The organism is Nocardioides sp. GY 10113, from assembly GCF_004919105.1.
In the GTDB taxonomy this organism is placed as follows: Bacteria; Actinomycetota; Actinomycetes; order Propionibacteriales; family Nocardioidaceae; genus Nocardioides.
The window spans coordinates 101,350-120,289 of record NZ_STGK01000001.1 but is presented as its reverse complement, the minus strand read 5'-3'; the positions used below and the strand labels follow the sequence as shown (position 1 = coordinate 120,289).

General features: G+C 74.4%; 18 protein-coding genes. 11 read left to right on the top strand and 7 right to left on the bottom strand.

The features are described 5' to 3' along the window. Window positions 1–86: 86 nt before the first annotated feature. Window positions 87–1,469 carry a trypsin-like peptidase domain-containing protein gene (locus tag E8D34_RS00510; protein ID WP_168929280.1) on the bottom strand — a complete coding sequence of 461 codons (1,383 nt, stop codon included), beginning with the start codon at window positions 1,467–1,469 and terminating at the stop codon, window positions 87–89. Window positions 1,470–1,571: 102 nt separating this feature from the next. Here E8D34_RS00510 and E8D34_RS00505 point away from each other — a divergent pair, with 102 nt between their 5' ends. Beyond that, entirely contained in the window at window positions 1,572–2,147 is a 576-nt protein-coding gene (locus tag E8D34_RS00505) for a TIGR00730 family Rossman fold protein (RefSeq protein WP_136592626.1), read from the top strand. 41 nt (window positions 2,148–2,188) lie between these two features. Next, window positions 2,189–2,842 (top strand): leucine efflux protein LeuE, encoded by a 654-nt coding sequence (gene leuE / locus E8D34_RS00500; protein ID WP_136592625.1) that lies wholly within the window; start codon window positions 2,189–2,191, stop codon window positions 2,840–2,842. Window positions 2,843–2,977: 135 nt separating this feature from the next. On the opposite strand, the gene E8D34_RS00495 is transcribed toward leuE, so the two are convergent. Beyond that, window positions 2,978–5,125, bottom strand: a complete 2,148-nt coding sequence (locus tag E8D34_RS00495; RefSeq protein ID WP_136592624.1) for an MMPL family transporter — start codon at window positions 5,123–5,125, stop codon at window positions 2,978–2,980. 149 nt (window positions 5,126–5,274) lie between these two features. Between E8D34_RS00495 and E8D34_RS20645 the strand changes: the two genes are divergently transcribed. After that, window positions 5,275–6,420, top strand: a complete 1,146-nt coding sequence (locus E8D34_RS20645; protein ID WP_168929279.1) for a sensor domain-containing protein — start codon at window positions 5,275–5,277, stop codon at window positions 6,418–6,420. Next, window positions 6,384–7,025 carry a response regulator transcription factor gene (locus E8D34_RS20640; RefSeq protein ID WP_168929268.1) on the top strand — a complete coding sequence of 214 codons (642 nt, stop codon included), beginning with the start codon at window positions 6,384–6,386 and terminating at the stop codon, window positions 7,023–7,025. Before E8D34_RS20645 ends, E8D34_RS20640 begins: the two co-directional genes overlap by 37 nt. Before the next feature lie 698 nt (window positions 7,026–7,723). On the opposite strand, the gene E8D34_RS00485 is transcribed toward E8D34_RS20640, so the two are convergent. From E8D34_RS00485 to E8D34_RS00475, 3 genes are read right to left on the bottom strand one after another with little or no spacing between them, the layout of a single operon-like run. Continuing rightward, window positions 7,724–8,131, bottom strand: coding sequence for a VOC family protein (locus E8D34_RS00485; RefSeq protein ID WP_136592623.1), 408 nt, complete (start codon window positions 8,129–8,131; stop codon window positions 7,724–7,726). Between the two features lie 4 nt (window positions 8,132–8,135). Beyond that, entirely contained in the window at window positions 8,136–8,579 is a 444-nt protein-coding gene (locus E8D34_RS00480; RefSeq protein WP_136592622.1) for an AraC family transcriptional regulator, read from the bottom strand. A 36-nt stretch (window positions 8,580–8,615) separates the two neighbouring features. Then, window positions 8,616–8,801, bottom strand: a complete 186-nt coding sequence (locus tag E8D34_RS00475; RefSeq protein WP_136592621.1) for a hypothetical protein — start codon at window positions 8,799–8,801, stop codon at window positions 8,616–8,618. 213 nt (window positions 8,802–9,014) lie between these two features. On the opposite strand from E8D34_RS00475, the gene E8D34_RS00470 reads away from it, so the two are divergent. The 7 genes from E8D34_RS00470 (at window position 9,015) to E8D34_RS00440 (ending at window position 15,547) form a co-directional block, all read left to right on the top strand. Next, window positions 9,015–9,992: a zinc-binding dehydrogenase gene (locus tag E8D34_RS00470; RefSeq protein ID WP_136592620.1), complete on the top strand. Its 978-nt coding sequence runs from the start codon at window positions 9,015–9,017 to the stop codon at window positions 9,990–9,992. Window positions 9,993–10,159: 167 nt separating this feature from the next. Continuing rightward, a complete protein-coding gene (locus E8D34_RS00465; protein ID WP_136592619.1) occupies window positions 10,160–11,617 on the top strand; it encodes a hypothetical protein in 1,458 nt (485 codons plus the stop codon). Between the two features lie 66 nt (window positions 11,618–11,683). After that, window positions 11,684–12,469, top strand: a complete 786-nt coding sequence (locus E8D34_RS00460) for an MIP/aquaporin family protein (protein ID WP_136592618.1) — start codon at window positions 11,684–11,686, stop codon at window positions 12,467–12,469. Next, window positions 12,469–12,867 (top strand): arsenate reductase ArsC, encoded by a 399-nt coding sequence (locus tag E8D34_RS00455; protein ID WP_136592617.1) that lies wholly within the window; start codon window positions 12,469–12,471, stop codon window positions 12,865–12,867. The genes E8D34_RS00460 and E8D34_RS00455 overlap by 1 nt, the downstream gene beginning before the upstream one ends. Window positions 12,868–12,943: 76 nt before the next feature. After that, window positions 12,944–13,615: a hypothetical protein gene (locus E8D34_RS00450; protein WP_136592616.1), complete on the top strand. Its 672-nt coding sequence runs from the start codon at window positions 12,944–12,946 to the stop codon at window positions 13,613–13,615. 182 nt (window positions 13,616–13,797) lie between these two features. Then, entirely contained in the window at window positions 13,798–14,697 is a 900-nt protein-coding gene (locus tag E8D34_RS00445) for a LysR family transcriptional regulator (RefSeq protein ID WP_168929278.1), read from the top strand. 118 nt (window positions 14,698–14,815) lie between these two features. Beyond that, window positions 14,816–15,547 carry a sulfite exporter TauE/SafE family protein gene (locus tag E8D34_RS00440; RefSeq protein ID WP_136592614.1) on the top strand — a complete coding sequence of 244 codons (732 nt, stop codon included), beginning with the start codon at window positions 14,816–14,818 and terminating at the stop codon, window positions 15,545–15,547. A 35-nt stretch (window positions 15,548–15,582) separates the two neighbouring features. Here the strand turns inward: E8D34_RS00440 and E8D34_RS00435 are convergent, their stop codons facing one another. After that, window positions 15,583–16,608 carry a DUF2804 domain-containing protein gene (locus E8D34_RS00435; protein ID WP_136592613.1) on the bottom strand — a complete coding sequence of 342 codons (1,026 nt, stop codon included), beginning with the start codon at window positions 16,606–16,608 and terminating at the stop codon, window positions 15,583–15,585. 91 nt (window positions 16,609–16,699) lie between these two features. Beyond that, entirely contained in the window at window positions 16,700–18,901 is a 2,202-nt protein-coding gene (gene helR, locus E8D34_RS00430) for an RNA polymerase recycling motor ATPase HelR (protein WP_346763599.1), read from the bottom strand. Window positions 18,902–18,940 lie beyond the last annotated feature (39 nt).

Below are 18,940 nucleotides of genomic sequence, written 5' to 3'. Positions count from 1 at the left end.
GTCTCCGGCGCCGACACTCGGACATCCGGGGCGCGGCCGACCCCCGGCCGACCGCCGCACCAGGGCGGCCGGACGGGGATCGAGCGTCAGGCGATCGGCGAGGCGTCCAGGCTCACGGTCGCGGTCCGGCTCTGCCCGGAGGTGTCGGTCCAGGTGATCTGCACCGAGTCGCCCGGCTCGTGGTCCCCGATCGCGCCGGTCAGGTCGTCGACCGAGGAGACGGTCTCGCCGTCCACCGAGGTGACCACCGAGCCCGCGGTCAGTCCGGCCCGGGCGGCGGGGCCGCCGGACTCCACGTCGGCGATGGTGGCGCCCGAGCCGGACGCCTGCGTGCTCACCGAGACGCCGAGGTAGGCGTTCGGGCCGATCCGGGTGGAGGAGGTCTCCACGCCGGACTCGACCTGGTCGACGATCTGCATCGCGTCGTCGATCGGCACCGCGTAGCTGCGCGTGAGGCCGCCGGTGGTGGTGGCGACCGTGACGCCGACGACCTCGCCGTCCTCGTCGACCAGCGGGCCGCCCGAGTCGCCGCTGACGGCGTACACGTCGTTCTCGATGAGGCCGGTCAGGTCGTCGCCGCCCCCGGTCAGCTGGTCGGCGGTGGTGATGTCCTGGTCCAGGCCGAGCACCTCGCCGCTGGCCGCCGAGAGGTAGCCCTGACCCTCGGAGTTGCCGATCGTGGTGACCTTCTCGCCGACGTCGACGCCGTCGGTGTCCAGCTCGACGGGGGTCAGCCCGGAGGCGCCGTCGAGCGACAGCACCGCGATGTCGGCGGTCTCGTTGTGGCCGACCACCGTGGCGTCGTAGGTCTCCCCGGTGCTGGCCAGCGTGACGCTGATCGAGGTGCTGCCGTCGACCACGTGGTAGTTCGTGACGACCGTGCCGTCGGCGTCGACCACGAACCCGGTCCCGGCGCCCGCACCGCCGGTCAGCGTGGTGTCGATGAGCACCACCCCGACCTCCTGCTCGTCGGTGGCGTCGGACTGGCTGGCCGAGCCGAGCGAGCCATCGCCGGGGCGCCCACCCCGCGGGTCCGACGGCGCCTGCTGATCCCCCCAGGGCGCGGTCTGCGAGTCGGAGCCACCGCCACCGGGGTACGTCGCCGTGCCGCGGTCGGCGCTGACCCCGGTCTCGCCCTGCTGGTGACCGACGGCGAACCCGATGCCGCCGCCGATGCCCATCGCGGCGACCGCCGCGAGCGCGCCGCCCGCCGCGATCGCCACCCGCTTGCGGCGGCGGGCCCGGTGCGGGTCGCCGTACGCGTGGGCGGGGTGCAGGGGCGGGTACGGCGGCGGCGGGAACGCCGGCTGGTACGCCCAGTGCGGGCCGGCCGGAGGAGCCGGAGGAGCCGGAGGGGTCGGCTGGGTCGGCTGCTGGACGGGCAGCGGCGTGGTGGGGTGCGGCTGGTCGTCCCGCGGGCATGGCGGCTGCGCCGGGCGGGGGGCACCGGTGGGGTCGGTCTCGGACATGTCCACCAGTGGACCCGGCGATCCTGGGGCGATCCCCGGAGAATCCTGTGCGTTTGTTGTGCGTTCCTCAGCCACGTCGGCCCCCTCGCTACGCTCGCCCCCATGCTGCCACCCACCCTGCGGCGCCTCGCGGTCTTCCTCGGCTCCCGCCCCGGCGCGGACCCCGCGTTCGCCGAGACGGCCTACGCCGTCGGCCATCGGCTCGGGGAGCGCGGCATCGAGCTCGTCTACGGCGGCGGGTCGTCCGGACTGATGGGGGCCCTCTCCGACGGGGTGCTCGACGCCGGCGGCCGGGTGTACGGGGTGATCCCCCGGTTCATGGTCGAGCGGGAGTGGGCGCGCACCCACGGCGAGCGGGTCGAGATGCACGTGGTCGGCACCATGCACGAGCGCAAGGCCAGGATGGCCGAGCGCGCCGACGCGTTCCTCACCCTGCCGGGCGGCCTGGGCACGCTCGAGGAGCTCTTCGAGATCTGGACCTGGGGCACCCTCGGGCTGCACCGCAAGCCGATCGGGCTGCTGGACCCCGACGGGTTCTGGCAGCCGCTGGTGGCGACCTTGGACCGGATCACCGACGCCGGGTTCATGGACCGGAGCACGCTCGACGCGCTGGTGGTCGCGGGGGACCTGGACGCCGCACTGGCCGGCCTCGCCGACCGCCTGTCCCAGCCGGCGTAAAGGAGTTCCTCGGCGCCCCCGAGACCTGCCACACTCGGCGGGTGCTGGGCGTCATCGATCTGCCGACCTACCTGGTCGGGCTCGTGCTGATCATCCTCCTCCCGGGGCCGAACTCCCTCTACGTGCTCTCGGTCGCCGCGCGCCGCGGCGTGCGCAGCGGGTACGCCGCCGCGGCCGGCGTGTGGACCGGAGACGCCGTGCTGATGACGCTGTCGGCGGCCGGCGTCGCCTCGCTGCTGCAGGCCAACCCGCTGCTCTTCGACCTCGTGAAGTGGGCCGGCGCCTGCTATCTCGCGTGGCTGGCCGTCGGACTGATCCGGGGCGCCTGGGCACTGTGGCGCAGCCGGCGCGACGCCGCGCTGGCCGAGGCCGGGCTGCCGGTCCCGGTGGTCACCGAGCGTCCCTATCGGCGGGCGCTCGCGGTCAGCCTGGTGAACCCGAAGGCGATCCTGTTCTTCGTCGCCTTCTTCGTGCAGTTCGTGGACCCGGCCTACGCCCACCCGGCCATCTCGTTCCTGGTGCTGGGCACGTTCGCCCAGCTCGCCAGCGTGATCTACCTGAGCGCGCTGATCCTCGGCGGGACCCGGTTGGCCGCGGCGTTCCGCCGCCGCCGGGTGCTGTCGGCGGCGGGCAACTCGGCGGTGGGCGCGCTCTTCCTCGGGTTCGCCGTCAAGCTCTCGATCGCCGGTACCTGACGGACCCGGTGGTCGAGGTGCGGGCGCAGCGAGCCTCGAAACCACCGCCCAGGACGCGTGGTGGTTTCGAGGCTCGTCGCTGGCGCTCCTCGCACCTCAACCACCGGCAGGGTCGTCGCTGGCGCTCCTCGCACCTCAACCACCGGCGACTGCCGGCTCGGGCACCGCTGCCGCCGGAGCCGCCACCCGGCGTCGCGGCCACGCCCGCTCGCCGAGCAGCACCAGCGCCGCGGGCAGGATCACCAGCCGGATCACGGTGGCGTCCAGCAGGATCGCGGCGGCCAGCCCGACGCCCATCATCTTCATCTCCATCATCGACAGCGTCGCGAAGATCGAGAACACCGAGACCATCACCGCCGCCGCGCTGGTGATCACCCCCGCGGTGTCGGCGATCCCCTGACGCACGGCCTCGCGGGCCGGGAGGCCCAGGTCGACCAGCTCGCGGACCCGGCTGAGCACGAAGACGTGGTAGTCCATCGACAGTCCGACGAGCACCACCAGGACGAAGATCGGGATCCAGTCGATCACGAACCCGGGGCTGGTGAAGTCGAGCAGCGACTCCCCGACGCCGTGCTGGAAGACCACCGACAGGACGCCGAACGCGACGGCCACCGAGGCCACGTTCAGCGCCGTCGACACCGCCGCCAGCAGCACGCTGCGGAACGCGGCGGCCATCATCAGCGCGGTCAGCAGCAGCACGAAGCCGAGCAGGTAGGGCATCCGCTGACCCTGGCGGGTGGCGTAGTCCAGGGAGTCCGCCGCGTCGCCGCCGACCGCCCACTCGCCGACACCGTCCAGGGTGGCCGGCGCCAGGTCGTCGCGCAGCGCCTCGACCGCCGCCGCGGCGCGGTCGTCGGACTCGTCGTACGGGATCGGCAGCGTCAGCACGCTGGTGCCGCCGCCGGCGGAGGTCCGCACCGCCGCTCCCGTGGCGTCGAAGTCGCCGGACCCGGCGGCGGCCCGGCGCAGGGACGCCAGCGCCGGCAGCGCCTCGGCTCGGTCCGCCCGGAGCACCACCTCCGCGGCGGTGCCCTCGGCCGGGAAGGCCGCGGTGATCGACCGGTAGGTCTGCACGCCGGGCAGGTCCTGCGGCAGCGTCTCCAGGGAGGACTGGTGGGTGGACAGCGTGGCGGCGGGTACCGCGAGCGCTACCACCCCGGCGCCCGCCACCACGAGCGCGACGACCGGGTGCCGCACCACCGGCGCGAGCAGGCGGCCGCCGACCGCCCCGCGCCGCAGCCGGCCCGTGAGCCGCCACAGCAGCGGCACCCGCGGCCGGTCCACCCAGCGACCGAGCTTGACCAGCAGGGCCGGCAGAACGGTGATCGAGCCCAGCACCGCGATGGCGACCACCAGGATCGCGGCGGTGGCCAGGGAGTTGAAGGTGACGTCGCCGAGGACGAAGAGACCGGCCAGCGAGGCCATCACCGCCGCTCCGGAGACCAGGATGGCGTGCCCCGAGGTCTCCGCGGCGATCGCCACGGCGTCCCTGGTGCTCCGGCCCAGGGCCCGTTCCGCCCGCTCCCGCTTGAGGTAGAAGAGGGAGTAGTCGACCCCGACCGCCATGCCGATCAGCACGATCATGCTGTTCACGGACAGGTCGGCCGGCACCAGGTGGGAGATCGGCGCGGTGATGCCGATCGTCGCGGCGACGCTGGTCGCCGCGAGCAGCACCGGGATCCCCGCGGCGATCAGCGCGCCGAAGGCGAGCAGCATCAGCAGCAGCGTGATCGGGACGCTGGTCGCCTCCGCGGTGTGCAGGTCGTGGCCGACGCGCTCGTTGATGGCGGCGTCCAGGCTGTTCGCGCCGGCCTGCTCGACCACCAGGTCGGGGTGGTCGGCCTGGACGGACGCGGTGGCAGCGAGCAGGGGCGCGGCGTCGGTCTCCACCGACGCCAGCTCGACCGTGATCAGCAGCGCGGAGCCGTCGGCGCTGGGAACCGGGTCGCCGACCTCGACCACGCCGGGCAGTCCGGTCATCCCGGCGGCGACCTCGGCCGCCGCGGCCGCGCCGGCCGCTGGGTCCAGGGCACCGTCGGCCCCCGTGATCAGCACGCTCTCGGTCGGCGGCTCGACCAGGCCGGCGTCCTCCGCCATCGCGGCCGCCCGCCCGGACTGGCCGACCCGGTAGTCGGCATCGACGGTGTGCCGGGTGGAGATGGTCGCGGCCAGGGCGACGGCGGCGACGACGAGCAGCAGCCACAGGCCGATCGCTCGCCAGGGATGCGTGGCGCTCCAGCGCGCGGCCAGCACGGGCACGCGGGTCAGCGGGACTCGGGACATCGTGACTCCTGGAGGAGGGGAGAGCGGGACGGGAGCAGGTCCCCTCCAGCCTCGGCCCGTTGGCGTCCCCCGTCAGGGGCGCCAGGACCCGAGCGGAGGGTGGTGCCAGCACCACTGCACCGGGCTTGGGTTCGCGGGAGGATGGCCCGGTGGACGAGGATGCGCAGCCCCGGGTCGGCCGCCTGGCGGTGACCGGCTACGCCGCCCTGCAGGTGCTCCTGTTCCCCGTCGTCGTGGTGGTCTTCGTCCTCTGCGTCGTCAGCGCCGTGCTGGTGGTCGTCTGGGTCGGCATCCCGCTGCTGGTCGCGGTGCTGCCCGCGGCCCGCGCCCTGGCCGGCACCGAGCGCGCGCTCGCCTCCCGGGTCCTCGGCGCTCCACTGTCGCCGCCGTACCTCCCGCTCCCCCCGGGCGCGCTGGCCGGCCTGCGGGCACGCGCCGCCGACCCGGCGACGTGGCGCGACCTGCTGTGGATGCTCTGGGCGATGACCCTCGGCTTCGCGATCTCGCTGGTGGTGCTGGTGCTGATGCTGGCCGTGGTCACGCTGCCGATCTGGTGGTACGGCGCGGTCCCGCTGATGCGGCTGCGCTCGGCCGTCGACCGGGCCGTCCTCTGCACCGGCCGCACCGAGCGCCTGGAGCGCCGGGTCGACGCGCTGACCCGGTCGAGGGCCACGGTCGTCGACCACTCCGCGGCCGAGCTGCGTCGCATCGAGCGGGACCTGCACGACGGTCCCCAGGCGCGGATGGCCGCCGTGGCGCTGGGCCTCGGGTTGGCCGACGACCTCTTCGAGGACGACCCGGACGCGGCCCGGCGCCTGGTGCAGGAGGCGCGCTCGACCTCCTCGAGCGCCCTGCAGGAGCTCCGCGGCGTGGTGCGCGGCATCCACCCGCCCGTGCTGGCCGATCGCGGCCTCGGCGGCGCGGTCTCGGCGCTCGCGCTGGACATGGCGATCCCGGTCGAGGTCTCCGTCGGGGTACCGGACCGGCTCCCGCCCCCGGTGGAGTCGGCGGTCTACTTCGCGGTCGCCGAGTGCCTGGCCAACGTCGGGAAGCACGCCCGGGCCTCCCAGGCCTGGGTCACCCTGCAGTACGCCGACGGGGTGCTGCGCGGGGAGGTCGGCGACGACGGCCGCGGGGGCGCCCGCCCGGGGAGCGGCTCCGGGCTGAGCGGGATCGCGGCCCGGCTGGCCGCCTTCGACGGCACCATGGAGGTGTCGAGCCCAGCGGGCGGGCCGACCGTGGTCAGGTGGGAGGTGCCGTGCGGATCGTCCTCGCCGAGGACCACGCGCTCCTGAGGGCGGGACTGGAGCAGCTGCTGCGGGCCAAGGGCTTCGAGATCGCGGCCTCGGTCGACAACCTGCCGAGCCTGGAGCGGGCGCTGGCGGACCCGACCGCCGACGCGGCCGTGCTCGACGTACGGATGCCGCCGACGTTCACCGACGAGGGCCTGCGCGCGGCGATCGCCGTCCGCGAACGTCGGCCGGGCTTCCCGGTGCTCGTCCTGTCCCAGTACGTCGAGCGGCTCTACGCCCGGGAACTGCTGGCCAGCGGCCAGGGCGGCGTCGGCTACCTGCTCAAGGACCGGGTCGCCGACGTGGCCGAGTTCGTCGATGGGCTGCGCCGGGTGGTGGACGGCGGCACGGTGCTGGACCCCTCGGTGGTGGCGGCGGTCCTCGACCACCGCCGGGACTCACCCGTCTCCCGCCTCACCGACCGGGAGCGGCAGGTGCTCGCGCTGATGGCGGAGGGCCGTGCCAACGCGGGGATCGCCGCGACGCTGGTGGTCTCGGAGAAGGCGGTCGCGAAGCACATCAACGGCATCTTCGCGAAGCTCGACCTGCCCGCGGACGCCGACGACCACCGCCGGGTCCGGGCGGTGCTGGAGTGGCTGCGGGTCTGAGCCTCGTGCGAGGTGGTTTCGAGGCTCGCTCCGCTCGCACCTCAACCACCGGCACAAGCTCGCTCCGCTCGCACCTCAACCACCGGCACAAGCTCGCGCCGCTCGCACCTCAACCACCGGCACAAGCTCGCGCCGCTCGCACCTCAACCACCGGCACAAGCTCGCTCCGCTCGCACCTCAACCACCGGCACAAGCTCGCTCCGCTCGCACCTCAACCACCGGCACAAGCTCGCGCCGCTCGCACCTCAACCACCGGCACAAGCTCGCGCCGCTCGCACCTCAACCACCGGCACAAGCTCGCTCCGCTCGCACCTCAACCACCGGCACAAGCTCGCTCCGCTCGCACCTCAACCACCGGCACAAGCTCGCGCCGCTCGCACCTCAACCACCGGCACAAGCTCGCGCCGCTCGCACCTCAACCACCGGCACAAGCTCGCGCCGCTCGCCCCTCGACCACCGGTCGACGCCCCTGGTTCCCGGGCGCCTCGATCTCGGGACAAGGGGCCGAGGCGCCCGGGGGGTCCGGAGCCGATGTGGGGTGGGCTCCGGAGTCGGTGTGCAGCGCGGTGCTGGCGCAGCGCCCGCGGCGCGCCCCGACTGGGCACCGCGGGCGTGCGTTCGCTGCGCGTTCATGGTCAGTCCACCCAGCCCCGGAACCAAAATCGACGGCGCGTGAGTCGTACCACAGGATTTTCTCCTCAGATCTGGTTGATCCTGACGAGGTTCCCCGCCGGGTCCCGGAACGCGCAGTCGCGCACCCCGTAGTCCTGGTCGGTCGGCTCCTGCAGCACGTCGGCACCGGTCGCCTCGATGGCGGCGAAGGTGGCGTCGAGGTCGTCGCTGGACAGCGTGATCGCGCCGTAGTTGCCCTTCGCGATCAGCTCGTGGATCACCCGACGCTCCTCCTCCGAGATCGTCGGGTCGACCGCCGGCGGGTGCAGCACGATGCCGGTCTCGGGCTGGTCCGGGGAGCCGACGGTGATCCAGCGCATCGGGCCGCCTCCGACGTCGTTGCGGACCTCGAGACCGAGGGCGTCGCGGTAGAAGGCCAGCGAGGCCTCGGGGTCGGTGTGCGGAACGAAGGCGTAGTGGATCCTCAGGCTCATGTCCTCACGCTAGGTGCGGGTCGACCCCCGGCGCTTCTCGATTCCTGACCGGTCTCGTGACCTGCTTGGAGACGCACGGCGGCAGGCCGGCGCCGCCCGCCGCGGCGCGCTCGCGGTAGACGCTCGGGGGCATCCCCACCAGCTCGGCGAAGCGGGTGCTGAAGGTGCCCAGCGACCCGTAGCCCACCGCGAAGCAGATCTCGGTGACGCTCAGGTCGCCGCGGCGCAGCAGCGTCTTCGCCCGCTCGATCCGCCGGGTCATCAGGTAGCTGTACGGCGACTCGCCGTAGGCCCGCTTGAACTCCCGACTGAGGTGCCCCGCGGACAGGTGCGCGCCGCGGGCCAGCGCCGCCACGTCGAGCGGACGGTCGTACTCGCGGTCGATCCGGTCCCGCACCCGACGCAGCGCGGCGAGGTCACGCAGGCGCTGCTCCTCGCTCGTCGTCACCCGGCGATCCTGGCACGCACCGCGGCGTCGGCGCGGTCAGCCCGACGAGGCGCCGGGCGTGGCGTCCTCCGGGTCGCTGACCTCCCGGTCGTCCGCGTCGACGGCGGGCTCCACCGGCTCGTCGGAGACCGCCTCCGGGTCCGGGATCTCGGGCTCCTCCACGAGCCGGTCCTCGTCGGGCACCGGCAGCGTCTCGGTGCCGTACTCCTGCGGGTCGATCATCGGCCACCCCCGATCGTGGTGCGTGCGGGCCGCCGCGGCCCGCTCCTCCCACGGTAGCCCCATGGCCGTCGGTTGCACCCGGCCCAGTCCGGTCGGCTCCGGCGTGACGATCGCCTCTTCTCCCCGAGACCGGAATGGCCGGCCACGGGCGACCGTTGGCAGCGGGTGGAGGCCGAGACCTCGGCCCGATCGACGACAGAGAGGTCAACAGCGATGCGCGCAGTCGTGCACCAGGAGTTCGGAGAGCCCTCGAGCGTCCTCGAGGTGGCCGACGTACCGATCCCCGAGCCCGGCCCCGGGGAGGTGCGGCTCCGGGTGCTGCTGGCTCCGATCCACAACCACGACCTCTGGACCGTCCGCGGCAGCTACGGCTTCAAGCCCGAGCTGCCCGCCCGCGCCGGGACCGAGCTGGTCGGCGTGGTCGACGCGCTCGGCGAGGGCGTCACGGGCATCGAGGTCGGCCAGCGGGTGGCCACCGGCGGGGCGTTCGGCGCGTGGGCCGAGTACGTCGTCACCAAGGCCGCCGGCCTGATCCCGGTCGGCGACGAGCTGCCCGACGAGGTGGCCGCGCAGCTCGTCTCGATGCCGTTCAGCGCGATCGCCCTGCTGGAGTCCCTGGGCCTGGAGTCCGGCGACTGGATGATCCAGAACGCCGCCAACGGCGCCGTGGGCCGGATGGTCGCCCAGCTCGCCGCCGCGCGGGGGATCAACGTGATCGGCCTGGTCCGGCGTGACGCCGGCATCACCGAGCTGAAGGAGGAGGGGATCGGCAACATCGTCTCCACCGAGAGCGACGGCTGGGCCGAGCGCGTCACCGAGCTGACCGGCGGCGCCCCGATCAAGGCCGGCGTCGACTCCGTGGGCGGCTCGGCGGCCGGCGACGTGCTGGCGCAGCTCGGCGATGGCGGCACGCTGGTGGCGTTCGGCGCGATGAACTCCCCGCAGCTGGAGCTCTCCTCCGGCGACCTCATCTTCAAGCAGGCCGTGGTGCGTGGCTTCTGGGGCAGCGTCGTGGCCCGGACGATGCCGGCCGACCAGCAGCGCGTCCTGTTCGGTGAGCTGATCCAGCGGGCCGGCGACGGCTCCCTGACGCTCCCGGTCGAGGCGACGTACCCGTTCGAGGAGGTCCGGGCGGCCGCCGCCGCGAACTTCGAGCCGGGCCGCCGCGGCAAGATCCTGCTGCGTCCCTGACGCCCACTCGGTCGTGCGCCGGACCAGGCATCCTGCGCACGACCGACGGGTGAATCCGCACAAGACGGCGCGGACGACATACCCGCAATGAGGGACCGGACCCCACCAACGACCTAGACGGGGGTGGCTTCGGCACGCAAACTGGGAGCCCACACCCGTGAGCCCCGATGAAACGAGCCGACGACACCACCACACGCGCCGACCCCGACCACGAGCCCTCGGCGGGCCGAGGCGGGGCGACCCGCGGTGGGCTCGCCAGCGCTGCGCTCACCCTGACGGCGACGATGGCGCTGTCGGCGGTCGCGGTCGCCGGCGGCGCCTCGCTGGTCACGGTGTCCCGGGAGGTGCCCACCGCGCTCCCGGCGGAGCCGTCGGCCTCGACCGCACCCGCGGCGACGTCGACCGAGGCGCCGGTGGACGTGGCGGCCGAGGAGGTCGACGAGACCGGGGCGCCGTCGTACGGGCCCGCAGTGCAGTACGCGCCCCGTCGGGTCGACGTCCGCACTCCCCCCGGCGAGGCCCGGTCCTACGACCGCGCGGCGGCGGTCGAGGACATCGCGGACATCCCCCCGCTGGCGCTCATCGCCTACCAGCGCGCGGAGCAGGTGCTGGACGCGGCGGCGGAGAGCTGCCGGCTGGACTGGACCGTGCTGGCCGCCATCGGCCGGGTCGAGTCCGACCACGGCCGCCGCGGCGACGCGCGGATCTCCGCGCAGGGCATCGTCCGGCCGGCGCTGGTCAGCGCTCCCCTCGGCGGCGGTGTCGACCGGCAGCGCACGCCGGACACCGACCAGGGCACGCTGGACGGAGACCGTCGGTGGGACCACGCGGTGGGTCCCATGCAGCTGACCCCCGCCCAGTGGTCGGTGGTCGGCGTGGACGGTGACGGCGACGGCACCCGCAACCCGCAGGACCTGGACGACGCGGTGCTCGCCGCCGGCGTCACGCTGTGCGGCCCCGGCAAGGACCTGTCCGCGGCGGGCAACCTGCGGTCCGCGCTCGCCCGCTACAACCCCGCTCGGGGGTACGCCGGGCTGGTGATCCGGGTCGCCCGGCACTTCGCCGAGGACGAGGAGGCCGGCGCCAGCCTGGTGCCGGTGCGGTTCCCCGGCGTGCCGACGTTCACCGGCGGCCTGGCACCGGCGCTCCCGGCGCGATTCTCCGGGGCCGGGTCTCCTCCGGCAGGGACGCCCTCCGGCGATCACTCCCCGCCGCCGAGCGGCAAGGGCACCGGCGGCGGCTCGCCGCACCCCGTGGTGGTCGACGAGTCCAGCCTCGGGCCGGTCGGACCGGGGAAGGGTCCGACGACGCCCACCACCCCCACGCCCACCCCGAACACCCCGCCGAGCACCCCGCCGACCACCACACCTCCGCCGACCTCCCCGACGCCCACCCCCACCGGTCCGAGCCCCACGGGGCCGCCGGCGCCGACCGACGAGCCCACGAACGGTCCCGCCAACCTCCCCGGCGACGAGGACCCCGGCAACCTCCCCGGCGACGAGGCGCCCGGCGACGAGGTACCCGGCACCGCGCCCGTTGCGGAGGAGACCGGCCTGACCCTCTCCGAACTGGTCACCGAGATCGCCACCGGACAGACCACCGTGCAGTCCACCGGACAGGACTGAGGCGGTCCGCCGGCGTCCGGGCGGCCACCCGTGGCGCCGGATATCGAGATCTGTCAATATTGACGCATGTCGAATACCACGGAGCCGGGGACGGCGCTCGACCCGACGCCGCCGGAGCGCGCCGCCGACCCGGCACCGCATGATGCCGGGAGCGCCGGACACCTGCTGCGGCGTGCGGTCGCAGAGGCGGTCGGCACCGCCTTCCTCGTCGCGGCCGTGATCGGCTCCGGGATCGCGGCCACCCGACTCTCCCCCGACGACGTGGGACTGCAGCTGCTGGAGAACAGCATCGCGACCGGCGCGGTGCTCGTGGCGCTGATCCTCGCCCTGCAGCCGGTCTCGGCCTCCTTCAACCCCGCCGTCACCCTGGTCGAGGCGGTGCTCGGGAGGATCGGCGCCGGCACGGCCGCCGCCCTCGCCGCCGCCCAGGTCCTCGGCGGCGCGCTCGGGGCCATCGTGGCGAACGTGATGTTCGAGCTCGACGCCGTCTCGATCTCCACCCAGGAGCGCGGCGGCTCCGGCCAGCTCGTCGCCGAGGCGGTGGCCACCCTCGGCCTGGTCCTGGTCATCTTCGGCACGCTGCGGGCCGGGCGCCCCGAGCTGGTCGCCTACACGGTCGGCGGCTACATCGCCGCGGCGTACTGGTTCACCAGCTCGACCAGCTTCGCCAACCCCGCGGTCACCCTCGCCCGGACGCTCTCGGACACCTTCGCCGGCATCGCGCCGGCGTCGGTGCCCCCCTTCGTCCTGATGCAGCTCGTGGGCGCCGGGCTCGGCGCCGGACTGGTCGCGCTGCTCCACTACGAACCGCCGGCCTCGCCGGCGCCGTCCGACTCGCCCCAGGAGGCGTGATGTCCACCCCCACCGTGCTGTTCGTCTGCATCCACAACGCGGGCCGCTCCCAGATGGCCGCCGGCTACCTGAGCCACCTCGCCGGCGACCGGATCGAGGTGCTCTCGGCGGGCTCGCAGCCCGGTACGGCGGTCAACCCCGTCGCGGTCGCCGCGATGGCCGAGGAAGGCATCGACATCGCCTCCGCGGTGCCGAAGGTGCTGACCGACGCCGCCGTGCAGGAGGCCGACGTGGTGATCACCATGGGCTGCGGCGACGAGTGCCCGTTCTACCCCGGCAAGCGGTACGAGGACTGGGTGCTCGAGGACCCCGCCGGACAGGGCATCGAGGTGGTCCGACCGATCCGCGACGAGATCCGCGCCCGGGTCGAGACGCTGATCGCGTCGCTGGTGGGCTGAGCAGCCGGATCCCCGCCGGCCACCGGCCCGAGGCGACGGTTGGGACCCGCCGGCTCGCCGGTGGCACGCTTGCCCCATGTGCACCGACGGACCGGGCTGCCACGGCGCCCGGGCGGCCCACGAGACCGGCGAGCGCCTGGCGGCGTGGCTGGAGGAGCTGGGACTGGCCGAGTACCTCGCCGGCGCCGGCCTGCCGACCTTCGAGCGCGACCTGGGCGGCGTGGCGCGGTGGCGCGACCCGGCGACCGGCGAACCGCTGACCACCGAGCAGCTGGCCGAGCTGGACCGGGTGCTGCACTCCGAGGGCGACGACCCGGCCCACGCCGTCCCGCTCGCGCTGCTGCAGCTGCGTCGCGAGGCCCGGCTGCGGGCGCACCTGCTGACCACCCCGGCCTACACCTACGAGCACCTCGCCGAGATCCGCGGCGCCTCGGTCAACGCCACCCGGTTCGCCGTGCACAAGGCCGCCGAGCGGCACCAGCTGCTGGTGATCGCCCACGACCAGCACGTGCTGGTGCCCGGCTTCCAGCTCGACCCGGCCGGCGAGCTGCGCCCCGAGCTGGGCGCCGTCCTGGAGCCGCTGCTGGCCGCGCGCATGGATCCGTGGAAGGCGTGGATCTGGCTCACCCAGCCGGCCGGCCTGCTCTCCGGGGCGGTACCGCAGGAGGCGGCGGCCGATCCCGACGAGGTCGACCTGGTCCGGCACGCGGCCGTGCGACTGGCCGAACGGGTCACCGCCAACCGCTGAACCCCGATCCGCCGAGAAGGTCCCCCCGACCGCCCCAGAAGGTCCCCCAGACCGCCCGAGTCGGTCCCCCCGACCGCGGGCGACGACCACATCATCGTTCAGCCTCACCGGACGCGCAGATACAGTGTCTGACAGAGATGAACAATGGCGCCGAGGCGTCGGCGCGGGGAGGTGACCTCAGCGTGGAGAGCAAGATCGAGGTGCGCGACCTCCGGGCCGTCCTGGAGGTCGCGGAGCACGGCAGCTTCGCCCGCGCCGCCGAGGCCCTGTGGATCTCGCGGGCCAGCATGAGCGAGTACGTCAAGCGCGTCGAGGAGGCGCTCGGCGTACGGCTCTTCGACCGCACCACCCGAGCCGTGCGGCTCACCCCCGCCGGCCGCACGTTCGTGGACCACGCGACACGGGTGCTGGCCGACCTCGACGGGATGCAGGACGCCGTCCAGGCCGCGGGTGCGCTGACCCGCGGCAGGGTGCGCCTCGGACTGCCGGCGGGCGTGGTCAACCAGCGGATCTGGCAGGCGATCTCGGTCTTCCACCGCGACCACCCCGCGGTCGAGCTGGAGTTCACCGAGACGACGGTCGACGACCTCGTCCGGGCGATCCAGAAGGGCGACCTGGACCTGTCGGTGGTCTCCTGGCCGGTCGGCGCGCCCCCGGCACGGGTCGCCGTCGCCGAGCTGGACACCGAGCCGACCACCGTCGCGGTGGCGCCCGACCACCCACTGGCCGGTCGCACCGTGGCGGCCAGCGAGCTCCAGGAGATCCCGCTGGTCACCTTCACCGAGGGCATCGTGCTGCGCACGATCGCCGAGGAGTTCTGCCGGCGCGCCGACCTCTCCCCCACCATCGCCCTGCGGAGCTCGGTCGACGAGACGGTGGTCGGCCTGGTCCGCACCCAGGTCGGCTACACCATCACCACGCAGCACCGGGCGCGCGAGGCCGGCCTGGCCGTGGTGACCACCGACGTCGCCCCGCTGGACCGCGTCCGCGGCCTCGCCTGGTCCCGACGGGGACCGCTCGACCCGGTCGCCGGCCTGCTCCGGGACCGGATCTCCAGCGGGTTCCGGCACGAGCTGGAGTAGCCCGCGCGGCCTGGCGGCCCGCCGCGTCACCCCGAGAGCGGATTGTGCGCTCTGACCGAACAGACAGTTCGACTATTCGCCGTAGATACCTGATGTCACCAAGCCGTAACGTTCTCCCGTGACAGTCCTGCTGGCCGCGGCGGCCTGCGTCGGGTTCGCTGCGCTCATCGCCGGGGCCACCGGCTTCGGCGCGGCCCTGGTCGCCACCCCGCTGATGCTCCTGGTCGGCGTCGGCGTGACCGAGGCGGTGGTGATCAACCTCTTCGTCGGCCTGGCCACCCGGGTCGCGGCGGCGTACCAGCTCCGCGCCCACATGGACGTACGGCGGGTGCTGCTGCTCGGCGGCGCCGCGATCCCGACCGCGTGGCTCGGCGCGCTGACGGTCAGCATGATGCCCGAGGATGTCCTCAAGCCCGCGGTCGGCGCCCTCACCATCCTCTGCGGCATCGCGATGGCCCTGCCGAGCCGGCGCGAGCCGGTGGCGCCGTCCACCGGCGCCACGCTGGCGGTGGGTGCGCTCGGCGGCTACCTGTCGACCACCACCTCGGTCAACGGTCCGCCGCCGGTGCTGCTGCTCAGTCGCGCGAAGGTGGCGCCGATGACGTTCATCGCCGACCTCGCCGGCTACTTCGTGATCGCCAACCTCGCCTCCCTGGCGCTGCTCGCGCACTACGGGGACCTGAGCCTGAGCGGCACGGGCCCGATGCTGGGCGCATGCCTCGCGGTGGCGCTGGTCGCCAACCAGGTCGGGATCGCGATCGCGCAGCGGCTGCCGGTCGCGCTCTTCCGGGCCGGCGTGGTCACCATGGTGGTCGCGTCCGGCGCGATCACCATCGCCGTCGCCGCCTGACCCGGGCCCTCACGCGGTCCACGCACCGGGCGCGGTCACCAGCGCTGCCGGACCTCCTCGGCCCAGCCGAAGACGTCGGCGACCCGCACCCGGTCGCCGCCCTCGCCGCGCACCCAGCCGGTCCAGCCGCCGAACGCCTGATGGGTGTGGGACGAGATGACACCGAGGTTGGTGGTCGCCTCGCGGACGTGCTCGGGGCTGAAGGTGAGATCCACGGTCTCGCCGGTCACCCGCCAGGGCCGCCGCCAGTCGCCGGGGTCGTAGGCCCACACCAGCTCCTCGCTGATCTTGGTCAGCCGCCCGTCGACCAGCAGCGCGTTCTCGACCGACCCGGTGCCGTCGGTCCACCTCCCCCCGACCTGTACGCCGATGGCCCGGCCCTCGCACCGACCCGACCCGGCGCCCCAGTTCCAGTCGGAGGCGTACGGCCAGCGCCCGCGGCCGTGGTCGAGGGTCGCCCAGGATTCACCCGCGGGCAGCTCGAGCGCGACTCCGTCGACGACGATCCTCCCGGTCGCCGGCCTGGCGACGTCCTTGACCGTGTACTGGAAGAGCCGGTCGCTCCACGGCACCACCACCCCGAGGCACTCGTGGCCCTCGGGGCGGTGCGCGAGGACGTCGACCTCGACCCGGTCGGTGCGACAGCGCAGCCGGGTGCCGCCGGCGACCTCCTCCACGTCGATGGCCAGGCCCCGGGCCCGGGCGTGCGCCGGGCCGGAGCCGAGCGTCCCGGGCAGCACGGTGCCTCGACCCAACAGGCCGAGCGCCTCCACCGCGATCTCCTCGCCGCTGGTCCGGTCCAGGGCCCAGACGCTGTTCACCCCGGCGTAGTCGATGTCCGAGACGGTCAGCGCGACGACGTGGGTCGGGGTGGTCAGCGCCCAGTACTCCCACCGCTTGTTGCGCCCGCGCCCGTACCACCCGCGGCCGATCCGGTCGGTGCGGTGCAGCGGCACCCGGGTCCAGCCGACGGCGGCCGGGTTCAGGCGGCCGTCGGGGCCCGTCAGGTCGACGGGCTCGACGATCTCGGTCTCCACCACGGCCGTGGCACGGGCCTCCATCGGGACACTCTCCTCTGCTCTGCGGGATCTGTGCGGGGTCCGGAGACCCGCCCGACGGAGCCCATCGGCCCGGGTCGCCCGCACGTGAGGATCAGGTGAGCACCACCAGCCGCTGCGTGGCGCGCGTCATGGCGACGTACCGGTCGACCGCGCCCTCGATGCCACCGCCGAGCGCGGCGGGATCGACCAGCACCACCAGGTCGAACTCCAGGCCCTTGGCCAGCTCCGGGGTGAGCGACCGGACCCGAGGCCGCTCGACGAACCCGGCGTCGCCGATCACGCAGGCGACCCCCTCCTCGTGGCCGGCCAGCCACTCGTCGACGACGGCGGCGACGTCCGCGGCCGCGCCGTACGCGACCGCGATCCCGGAACGCCGCACCGAGGTGGGCACGTTGGCGTCCGGCAGCGCGGCACGGATCACCGGCGCGGCGGCCTCCATGACCTCCTCCGGCGTCCGGTAGTTGATGCTCAGCGTCGCGTGCGCGACCCGGTCCAGCCCGATCCGCGCCAGTCGCTCGGCCCAGGTGTCGGTGAAGCCGTGCCGGGCCTGCGCCCGGTCGCCGACGATGGTGAGGCTGCGCGAGGGGCAGCGGCGCAGCAGCATCGTCCACTCCGCGTCGGTCAGCTCCTGGGCCTCGTCGACGACGACGTGCGCGAACGGCCCGGCCAACAGGTCGGGGTCGGCCTCCGGCGTCGCGCTGTCGTCGGTGAGCGCGGTGCGCAGGTCCTCCACGCGCAGCATCGACATCACCCGCATCTCGGTGTCGTCGCTGGCCACCAGGTGCTCGACGACGCGGCCCATCTCCTCGCGCTGCGCGGCCGCGCTGGCCCGCCTCCGGCGGGCCCGCCGTGCCGCGTCCGGGTCGCCGAGGCGCTGGCGGGCGGCGTCGAGCAGCGGCAGGTCGGCCAGCGTCCAGGCCCGCGGCGCGCGGCGCTGCAGCGCCCGGACCTCGTCGGGGGCCAGGTGCGGCGCGCAGCGGCGCAGGTAGGCGGGCACCTCCCACAGGTCGCCGACCAGGTCCTCGGGGTCGAGCATCGGCCACGCGCCGCCGAGGGCGTCGATGATCGCCGGGTGGCGCCGCAGCCCCTCGCCGAGCCGCTCCGGCGAGACGTCGTCGCCGTCGTACTTGTCCACGAGGATCTGGACGACCTCCTCCAGCACCTGGTCGCGAGCCTCGTTGTGCGGGGTGCCGGCGTCGGGCGCGCCGAAGGCCTCCGCCCAGTCCGCGGCGCCGAGCCACAGGTCGGCCCACGGCGTCTCCACCAGCAGGCCGGCCGTCGGCGGCTCCTCGTAGAGCCGCACCGCGGGCTCGATGGCGGCGACCAGCGCGGCGTCGGCCTTGAGCCGGGCCACCTCGGGGTCCGGCTCCGGCCCGAACGCCCCGGCCCCGGGCACCATCTCGCGCAGCGTGCAGGTGCGCACCCCCTCCTCGCCGAGGCTGGGCAGCACGTCGGCGACGTAGGAGAGGTAGGGCTGGTGCGGGCCGACCACCAGGATCCCGCCGCTGCCGGCGCCCAGCCGCGGGTCGCTGTGCAGCAGGTACGCCGCCCGGTGCAGCGCGACCACGGTCTTGCCCGTGCCGGGACCGCCGTCGACCACCAGCGCGCCGCGGGAGTCGGCCCGGATGATCGCGTCCTGGTCGGCCTGGATAGTCGTGAGCACGTCGCGCATCCGGTCCGACCGGCTCGACCTCAGGCTGGCCAGGAGCGCGGAGTCCTCGTCCAGCGCGAGGGCGTCCGCCGAGGCGTCCTCGCCGAGCGGCTCGTCCCAGTAGTCGGCCACCCTGCCGGCCGACCAGCGGTAGCGGCGACGGGAGACCAGGCCCATCGGCCGGGCGCTGGTCGCGGCGAAGAAGGGCTCCGCGGCCGGCGTCCGCCAGTCGACCAGCAGGCGGGTGCCGTCGGCGTCGCTCAGGCCGGCCCGCCCGACGTAGGTGGTGGTGCCGTCCTCGGTCACCATCCGCCCCAGGCACAGGTCGATCCCGTAACGGCGCAGCGTGCGCAGCCGAGCGGTCACCCGGCGCACCTCGTGGTCGCGCTCGAGCAGGTCCTGCGCGGAGCCACCGGACGCGCGGCGTACGCCGTCCAGGTGGTCCGTCAGCTCCGCGACCGCCCGCTCGAGGCTGGCGGCGACGGCCGCGAAGTGCGCCTCGTCGCCGGCGATCAGGCGCGGGTGGTCCTTCGCGGCGAGGTCGGCGGACAGGGCGAAGGCAGTGGGTTTCAGAGCGTGCTCCCGGGGGCTCGGAATGGCGGCGAACGGGGATTCTGCACCCGCCCCGGGCCCTTGCCGCAAGCCCCCGGAGCCGCTATACCTTGGTAGTGGAGGCCCCCG

Bases quoted from the DNA above. Each gene is read 5' to 3' on its own strand.
- E8D34_RS00455 (WP_136592617.1), top strand. From the start codon at position 12,469: ATGTCCACCCCCACCGTGCTGTTCGTCTGCATCCACAACGCGGGCCGC.
- E8D34_RS00450 (WP_136592616.1), top strand. From the start codon at position 12,944: ATGTGCACCGACGGACCGGGCTGCCACGGCGCCCGGGCGGCCCACGAG.
- E8D34_RS00470 (WP_136592620.1), top strand. From the start codon at position 9,015: ATGCGCGCAGTCGTGCACCAGGAGTTCGGAGAGCCCTCGAGCGTCCTC.
- E8D34_RS00495 (WP_136592624.1), bottom strand. From the start codon at position 5,125: ATGTCCCGAGTCCCGCTGACCCGCGTGCCCGTGCTGGCCGCGCGCTGG.
- E8D34_RS00505 (WP_136592626.1), top strand. From the start codon at position 1,572: ATGCTGCCACCCACCCTGCGGCGCCTCGCGGTCTTCCTCGGCTCCCGC.
- E8D34_RS00510 (WP_168929280.1), bottom strand. From the start codon at position 1,469: ATGTCCGAGACCGACCCCACCGGTGCCCCCCGCCCGGCGCAGCCGCCA.
- E8D34_RS00475 (WP_136592621.1), bottom strand. From the start codon at position 8,801: ATGATCGACCCGCAGGAGTACGGCACCGAGACGCTGCCGGTGCCCGAC.
- E8D34_RS00485 (WP_136592623.1), bottom strand. From the start codon at position 8,131: ATGAGCCTGAGGATCCACTACGCCTTCGTTCCGCACACCGACCCCGAG.
- E8D34_RS00460 (WP_136592618.1), top strand. From the start codon at position 11,684: ATGTCGAATACCACGGAGCCGGGGACGGCGCTCGACCCGACGCCGCCG.
- E8D34_RS00435 (WP_136592613.1), bottom strand. From the start codon at position 16,608: ATGGAGGCCCGTGCCACGGCCGTGGTGGAGACCGAGATCGTCGAGCCC.
- E8D34_RS00465 (WP_136592619.1), top strand. From the start codon at position 10,160: ATGAAACGAGCCGACGACACCACCACACGCGCCGACCCCGACCACGAG.